Annotated in this window: 1 protein-coding gene; it reads right to left on the reverse strand. The window is 29.7% G+C overall.

What is annotated here, in order from left to right:
* Window positions 1-194: 194 nt before the first annotated feature.
* The coding region (rpsN, locus tag GPA21_RS20545) for a 30S ribosomal protein S14 (protein WP_168989883.1) at window positions 195-381 on the reverse strand (187 nt) is incomplete at its 5' end.

Below are 381 nucleotides of genomic sequence, written 5' to 3' on the forward strand. Positions count from 1 at the left end.
GGTATTAATTGAATATCTTCGTAATCAAATATTTTCACTTTAAATAGCCCCTTTAAAAACTAATTATTTTTAAATGCAAATTAAAAACCGAATGTTTCCTTATTAATATGAGAAAACATTCAGTTTATAGCATTCGTATATACTGTACATTGTTTTATTGATATTGTAAATGGGCTAAAGTACGAAATTTGATTTTACCAACTTGATTTTTTAACACCTGGAATTTGTCCTTTGTGCGCATGTTCTCTAAACGCAATACGAGACATTTCAAATTTACGTAATACACCTCTAGGTCTTCCAGTTACTTTACATCTTCTAGTTAAACGTGTAGGTGATGAATCTCTTGGTAATTTTCTTAACGCTTCGTAATCACCTTTTGCT

The sequence above is a fragment of the Azoarcus taiwanensis genome (assembly GCF_012910885.1).
GTDB lineage: Bacteria > Pseudomonadota > Gammaproteobacteria > Burkholderiales > Rhodocyclaceae > Azoarcus_F > Azoarcus_F taiwanensis.